Here is a 6809-nt window from a genome sequence, read left to right as displayed (position 1 = left end):
AACTGCTCGACCTCCTGGAAGGACCCCGGGTCCAGGAGCAGCTCGATGCGCTCCCGCGCCGTCAGCTTGCCCTTGGCGTGCTGCGCCTCGGTCGCGGCCGGTGCGCCGTCGAGGACCTCTTGGCGGATGCGGTCGAGTTCGGCGATCCGCTCCTGCATCGTCATGGCCGACTCCCTTGTCGGTTCAGCTGGTTCGGTGGGCGACGTAGTCGCACAGGGCTTGCAGCGCACGCCGGGCGGGCAGCGCGGGCAGCGCGTCGAGTGCCGCGTGGGCCCGGTCCAGGCGGCGGTGCAGCACGGCCTCGGTCTCGGCGAGGGCGGGCGAGCGGGCGAAGAGGTCCAGTGCGCGCCGGGCGGCCGACGCGGGGACGGAGCCCGCCGCGAGCAGGTCGCGCAGTTCGGCGTCGGCCGGGTCGGTGCCGTCCAGGACCAGCAGCACCGGCAGGGTGGGCACGCCGGCGAGCAGGTCGGTGCCGCGCTCCTTGCCGCTGACGTCGGCCGGGGACCGCAGGTCGAGCAGGTCGTCGGCGATCTGGAAGGCGACGCCGAGGTGTTCGCCGTACTCGGTCAGTGCGGTCACGGCGGCGGCGGGTGCGCCCGCCTGGAGGGCGCCGATGCCGAGGGACATCGACAGCAGGGCCGCGGTCTTGCCCGCGATCACCTGGAAGTAGTGGGTGACCGGGTCCTCGCCGGGGGCGGGACCGGTCAGTTCGCGCAACTGGCCGGCCACCAGGCGGCCCGCCGTACGGGCGTTGAGGTGTACGGCCTCGGGGCCGAGCTGCGCGGCCAGCTGGGCGGCGCGGGCGAGCAGCCAGTCGCCGCCCAGCACCGCGGCCCGTTCCCCGAAGCGGGCGTGGGCACTGGGCACGCCGTGCCGGGTGGCGGCGCCGTCCATGACGTCGTCGTGGTACAGCGAGGCGATGTGCACGAGTTCGGCGATGACGGCGGCCTGGGTGATCCCGTCCCGCCACGGCTCGCCGAACTCGGCGCCGAGCAGCACCAGCAGCGGCCGCAGCCGTTTGCCGCCGGCTTCGGCGAGATATCCGGTGAGCGCGCCGACGCGGGGATCACCGGCATCCTGCGCCATGTCCAGAAGCCATTTCTCGACGCGTTCCAGGGATTCCCCCAGCCGGGCCTCGAGGCCTGGATCGTCGAGAGCGAGCCGGCCGAGCGCGCCGGTTTCCAGGGGTCCGGCGCGATTTTCCGGCGCGGTCCTGCCGATGTGCCGCACAGTCATGGCCAGACCCTTCCGATGCGTGGTGGAGCAGTGCCGATTTCACACATGTGGACGACCACTCTCCGCACCGGTCCGGTACGCCTCAACTGCGCTGACATGAAGGTGCCACCCGGCACGGGGCGCGCAGGGAAACGCGCAGCGTCAGCTTCCTGCCATATTCCGGGCGGCCGGTCCGGAATCCCGAAGCCGAGGTTATGTTCCCGTTCCGAAAACTCCTTTGAGCTCGACTCCCCTGAAAGGGACGGGAATTGCGTACCCGATTCGCTCTCGCCGCCGTACTCGCCGCCGCTGTCCTCACCGCTGCCGCACCCGCCGCCCTGGCCGCCGGGGACGATGTGCGGCCCGCCGCCCGTTCCTGCGGCGCGCTGCGGCTGACGGGTTCGCTCCCCGTGCCGCCCGCGGGCATGGCGGTGCAGCAGGACGTCTCGATCGGCGCGGACTGCACCCCGCGGCTCGGCACGGTGCGGCTGGTGCCGGTGGACCGGGCGAAGGAGGCCGCGGCGGCACGGCGGACCGCCGCCGCCACCGCGACGGACGGTGCCCACCACGTCTCCAGCTGGAACGAGATGTACGACTGCTGCAACATCCGGATGACCGGCCTGTACACGACCTCCGACTGGACCACCGGCGGCGGCCGGGTCGTCACGGCCGCCACGGACGCCACCGAACAGGGCAACCGCGAGCCGTGGAACGCCGGGTGGTCGCTGGCGTCGTCCACCCACGGCGCCGACTGCACGGCCGACTGCGCCGTCTCCCACGCCGAGGCGCACGCGGACTTCAGCTACCGGGGCATCTTCGACGTGACCGGAAACTGGTACGCCAACAGCCACCACTCGTACGTCGACCTGGGCGCCGACGGCACCGCCTCCTGCCGTTTCGACGTCGAGCTGCGCCACACCTTCGTCGGCTGGAACTGGCGGCACGGCTGCGCCTGACCGGTTGCGGAAGAGCGTTCGGGAAGCGCGGGCCGGCACATGCGCGGACGGGTGGCAGCAAGCTGCCACGGATCCGGATTCGGGCGCCCGCGCTTCCTACACTCGCCGAAACCCCCCACCGCACCGAACCCGCCGGAGGTGCTCCATGTGCGGACCAGCCGGGCATCGGCCCGCCACACCGCTCACGGGCAACCGGACCGCCCTCGGGTCATGACCGCCGAACTCAGTGGCGCACCGGCCCACTTGCGGGTGCCGGGCATCCCGCCGTCGCCCCGCTGGGCAGGCCCCGCCGGCTGCGGCGAGGGCGCCCGGGACGTGCGGATACCAACGTTCACGAAGGAGTCTCATGTTCGGACGGATCGGACGGGCAGCCGTCCTCCGGCCCTGGCTGACCATCTCGGCCTGGATCGTCGCGGCGGTGGCGCTGGCCGTACTCGCCCCGCAGCTGAAGTCCACCGGTGACCAGGCCGACTTCCTGCCCTCGCACTACGAGTCGGTGCAGGCCGGCAAGGTGCAGGAGCGTGCCTTCCCGCAGCACGAGCAGCCGGCGGCCATCGCGGTGTTCCAGCGGGCCGACGGCGGGAAGCTGACGGCCGCGGACCGGGCGAAGGTCACCGACATCGCCTCCCGTCTGCAGGGACTCGGCATCGACCACATCAAGCGGATAGAGACCGACGAGCGCGCGGTCTCGCCCAACGGGCAGATCGCCATCGCCAGTGTCGTCGCCTCCATCAAGGACCCCTACGACCCAGGGCTGACGGACTCGGTCGGAAAGCTGCGCGAGCAGGCCCGGCCGCTGCTCAAGGGCACTGATCTCAAGCTCGGCCTCACCGGGCAGGCGGCCAGCGCGCTGGACTCCAAGAACGCGTCGGGCGACACCGACTCCATGATCATGTCGGCCACGCTGGTGCTCATCGTCGTCCTGCTGCTGATCATCTTCCGCAGCCCGCTCATCGCCGTGCTCCCGGTGCTCATCATCGGGGTGGCCTTCATGGTCGCCACCGGACTGATCGCCACGGCGGCGGAGCTGGGCGGGCTGAAGGCCGACAGCTCCATCTCCGCCATCCTGATCGTGGTCCTGTTCGGCGTCGGCACCGACTACATCCTCTTCCTGCTCTTCCGCCACCGCGAGCAGTTGCGCTCGGGGCAGGCACCCAAGCAGGCCATGATCACCGCGGTCACCCTGGTCGGTGAGACCATCGCCTCCGCGGCCGGGGCCGTCATCGTCGCCTTCATGGCGCTGTTGCTGTCCACCATGGGCATGCTCCGCACGATGGGCCCCTCGCTCGCGATCTCGGTGGCGGTGGCCCTGCTCGCCGGCCTCACCCTGGTGCCCGCCGTCTTCTCCCTGCTCGGCACCAAGGCGTACTGGCCGTCCAAGTCCTGGCGCAAGCAGCCGAAGAACGCGCTCGCGGCCCGGATCGGCAAGCTCGCCGCGCAGCGCCCGGCGGCCGTCGCGAGCGTCACCGGCGGTGTCCTGCTGGTGCTGGCCACCGGAGTGCTCGGCTTCCGCGCGGAGTTCGACACCACCAGCTCGCTGCCCCAGCACCTGGAGTCCGTGCAGGCCATGAAGGACATGCAGCGCGGGTTCCCGGCCGGTGAGACCGACCCGACCACCGTCTACCTGGAGAAGGACGGCGCCGGTGCACTGACCAAACCGCAGCTGGCCGCCTACGGCGCGGCGCTGGCCAAGGTCGACGGAGTGGGCCAGGTCTCCCCGCCCGTGCTCGCCGGTGACGGCCGGGTCGCCCAGTACAGCGTGGTCCTGGATCACAAGCCCACCGGTGAGAAGGCCATCGAGCTGGTCTCCGGCCCGCTGCGGGACGCCGCCCACCAGGCCGCGCCGACGGGATCGAAGGCGCTGGTCGGCGGCACCACCGCGGTGCTGGCCGACATCGAGAACGCGGTGAACCACGACTACAAGGTGGTCTTCCCGGTCGCGGGCGTCGCCATCATGCTCATCCTCGGCCTGCTGCTGCGCAGCGTGGTCGCCCCGCTCTACCTGATGGTCTCCGTCGCGCTCGGCTTCGGTGCCACGCTGGGCGCCACCGTCTGGCTGTTCCAGAACAGCCAGGGCAAGGACGGGCTGCTGTTCACGCTGCCGGTGATCGTCTACCTCTTCGTGGTGGCGATCGGCACGGACTACAACATCCTGATGGTGGCCCGGCTGCGCGAGGAGATCGAGCAGGGCCGCTCTCCGCGGGAGGCCGCCGCCCGGGCCGTCGCCCGCTGTGTTCCCACCATCGGTGCGGCCTCGGTGATCCTGGCCGGCACGTTCGGTGTGCTGATGCTCGCCGAGAACACGATGCTCCAGCAGATGGGCTTCGCGGTGGCGTTCGGCATCCTGCTGTCCGCCTTCGTGATGGCCATGCTCCTGGTTCCCGCCCTGACGACACTGCTCGGCCGCCGCGCCTGGTGGCCGGGACATCAGGTGGCCGCCGCACCGGCGCCGGTCCCCGCCCCGGACGACGAGCGCACGCTCGTGTGACCCATGTGATCCGTGCGAGAGGAGGGCGCCGTCCGGTCCCCGTCCCCCGAGGGGGCGGGGACCGGGCGGCGCATACCTGATGGAGCTCACCCTTTTCCTGTTCATCGCCGCCCTCACCCTTGTCGTCACCGTGGCGCTCCTGTCGATCGGGGCGCGACGCCTGCTCGGCCTGAGAATCGGCAAGGTGCGCGCCGCCCTCACCGGCCTGGTGGCCATGGGGGCCAGCGGTCTGATCGGCGAGGCGATGGGCGAGGCCCGCCGCGGGGCCCTGGTCTCGGTGCAGATCGGGCTGACCGTGCTGGTCGCGGTGGGCTTCCTCGCCCTGTCGGAGGCGGTGGTGCCCTCCGGCTCCCTGTCCGGGATGGTCCGCTGGCCGCAGGCGGTGCGCCGGCGGCTGGCCCGCACCCGCCGGTACGGCCAGCTGAGCCGGATCGCGATGCGCCACGGGCTGGGCAGCGCGCTGCGCGGACGAGGCCGTGGCGGTCCCGAAGCAGCGCTGGAGCGCGGCCAGGTGGCGGTCCGGCTGCGCCTGGCCCTGGAGGAGGCCGGAGCCACGTTCGTCAAGCTCGGCCAGGTCCTGTCGACCCGGTACGACCTGCTGCCGACCGAGTTCGTGGCGGAACTCACCAAGCTGCAGCACCAGGTGGCGGCGGAACCCTGGGAGCAGGTGCAGCGGGTGCTGACCGAGGAGCTGGGCCGCGAACCGGACGCGTTCTTCGCCGAGTTCGACGCGGAGCCGCTGGCCGCGGGTTCCATCGCCCAGGTGCACCGGGCCCGGCTGACCACCGGCGAGGAGGTGGTGGTCAAGGTGCAGCGGCCCGCCGCCCGTGACGTGGTCGACCGGGACCTGGACATCCTGTTCCGGATGAGCCGCAAGTTCGAGGAACACACCGCGTGGGGCCGGGACATGGGAGCGGTGGAGCTGGCCGAGGGCTTCGCGACCTCCCTCAACGAGGAGCTGGACTTCCGTATCGAGGCCCGCAACATGGCCACGATCCGGGCCGCCGGCAACCGCCCGGGCATGGTCTCCACGGTCCGGATGCCGCTCGTGCACGAGGAGATGTGCAGCCGGCGGGTGCTGGTGCTGGAGTGCCTCGCAGGCATCCCGCTGAACGCCGCGGGCGCCGTCATCGACGAACGCGGCCTGGACCGCACGGAGCTGGCCCGGCAGCTGCTGGAGTGCGTGCTGGAGCAGATCATGATCGGCGGTGTGTTCCACGCCGACCCGCACCCCGGCAACATCATGCTGCTCGACGACGGCAAGCTCGGTCTGCTCGACTTCGGCTCGGTGGGCCGCATCGACAGGGTGCTGCGGGCGGCGCTCGGCAATCTGCTGCTCGCCATCCACCGCAGCGACCCGGTCGCCCTCGCCGACGCTCTCCTGGAACTGGTGGACCGCCGCGAGGACATCGACGAGATGCGGCTGGAGCGGGCGCTGGGCCGGTTCATGGCCCGCCATCTCACCCCCGGGGTGCGACCCGACCGCGAGATGTTCGCCGACCTGTTCTTGCTGGTCGCCCGGCACGGACTGACCGTGCCGCCGGAGATCGCCGCGACCTTCCGGGCCCTGGCGACCCTGGAGGGGGCCATGGAGCAGCTGGTCCCCGGCTTCGACATCGTCGCCGAGGCACGCGCCTTCGCCGCGGAGCAGCTGGAGCGCAAGCTGACCCCGCAGTCCGTCGGCCGGGTGCTCGCGGAGGAGACGCTCGCGCTGGCCCCGATGCTGCGCCGGCTGCCGCGCCGCATCGAGCGGATCACCAACTCGCTGGAGCACGGGCGGCTGGGGGTGCAGGTCCGGCTGCTCGCGGACGAGCGCGACCGCCGTTTCGTCCGGGCCCTCGTGCACGATGTGCTGCTGGCGTTCCTCGGCGGGATCACCGCGCTGGTCGGCGTGCTGCTGCTCGGCACCCGCAACGGGCCGAAGCTCGGCCCCTCGCTCACGCTGTACCAGCTGCTCGGCTACAACGTGCTGGTGGTCAGCTCCGTCCTGGTGATCCGCGTGGTGTTCACCGTCTTCCGGTCCCAGCGGCGGCTCCCCGGGCGCTGAGCCACGGGCGCCGACGGTCCAGTCGGTGAAGGAGAGGTCCACGGTGTCGGTCGTGCCGTCGGTGTAGGTGACGGTGGCGCTGGTCTGCTGGTTGCCGTTGACC

At 71.8% G+C, this 6809-nt stretch carries 5 protein-coding genes; 3 read left to right on the top strand and 2 right to left on the bottom strand.

What is annotated here, in order from left to right:
• On the bottom strand, positions 1-164 hold a 164-nt coding region (locus AB0H32_RS45515; RefSeq protein WP_361134707.1), incomplete at its 3' end, for a carboxyl transferase domain-containing protein.
• Positions 165-183: 19 nt separating this feature from the next.
• Positions 184-1236 (bottom strand): polyprenyl synthetase family protein, encoded by a 1053-nt coding sequence (locus tag AB0H32_RS45510; protein ID WP_361134704.1) that lies wholly within the window; start codon positions 1234-1236, stop codon positions 184-186.
• A gap of 248 nt (positions 1237-1484) precedes the next feature.
• On the opposite strand from AB0H32_RS45510, the gene AB0H32_RS45505 reads away from it, so the two are divergent.
• The 3 genes from AB0H32_RS45505 to AB0H32_RS45495 all read left to right on the top strand — a co-directional run bounded on the left by AB0H32_RS45505 (position 1485) and on the right by AB0H32_RS45495 (position 6706).
• Positions 1485-2171, top strand: coding sequence for a hypothetical protein (locus AB0H32_RS45505; RefSeq protein WP_361134701.1), 687 nt, complete (start codon positions 1485-1487; stop codon positions 2169-2171).
• A gap of 346 nt (positions 2172-2517) precedes the next feature.
• Positions 2518-4659 carry an MMPL family transporter gene (locus tag AB0H32_RS45500; protein ID WP_361134698.1) on the top strand — a complete coding sequence of 714 codons (2142 nt, stop codon included), beginning with the start codon at positions 2518-2520 and terminating at the stop codon, positions 4657-4659.
• A 79-nt stretch (positions 4660-4738) separates the two neighbouring features.
• Positions 4739-6706 carry an AarF/UbiB family protein gene (locus AB0H32_RS45495; protein ID WP_361134695.1) on the top strand — a complete coding sequence of 656 codons (1968 nt, stop codon included), beginning with the start codon at positions 4739-4741 and terminating at the stop codon, positions 6704-6706.
• Positions 6707-6809: the final 103 nt, after the last annotated feature.

It is taken from the genome of Streptomyces sp. NPDC020362, assembly GCF_040642095.1.
Lineage (GTDB): Bacteria > Actinomycetota > Actinomycetes > Streptomycetales > Streptomycetaceae > Streptomyces.
This window is presented reverse-complemented; position numbering and strand designations above follow the sequence as displayed.

What these genes read in the sequence shown, in the direction of transcription:
- AB0H32_RS45495 (WP_361134695.1), top strand. Translation starts at nt 4,739, where the DNA reads ATGGAGCTCACCCTTTTCCTGTTCATCGCCGCCCTCACCCTTGTCGTC.
- AB0H32_RS45500 (WP_361134698.1), top strand. Translation starts at nt 2,518, where the DNA reads ATGTTCGGACGGATCGGACGGGCAGCCGTCCTCCGGCCCTGGCTGACC.
- AB0H32_RS45510 (WP_361134704.1), bottom strand. Translation starts at nt 1,236, where the DNA reads ATGACTGTGCGGCACATCGGCAGGACCGCGCCGGAAAATCGCGCCGGA.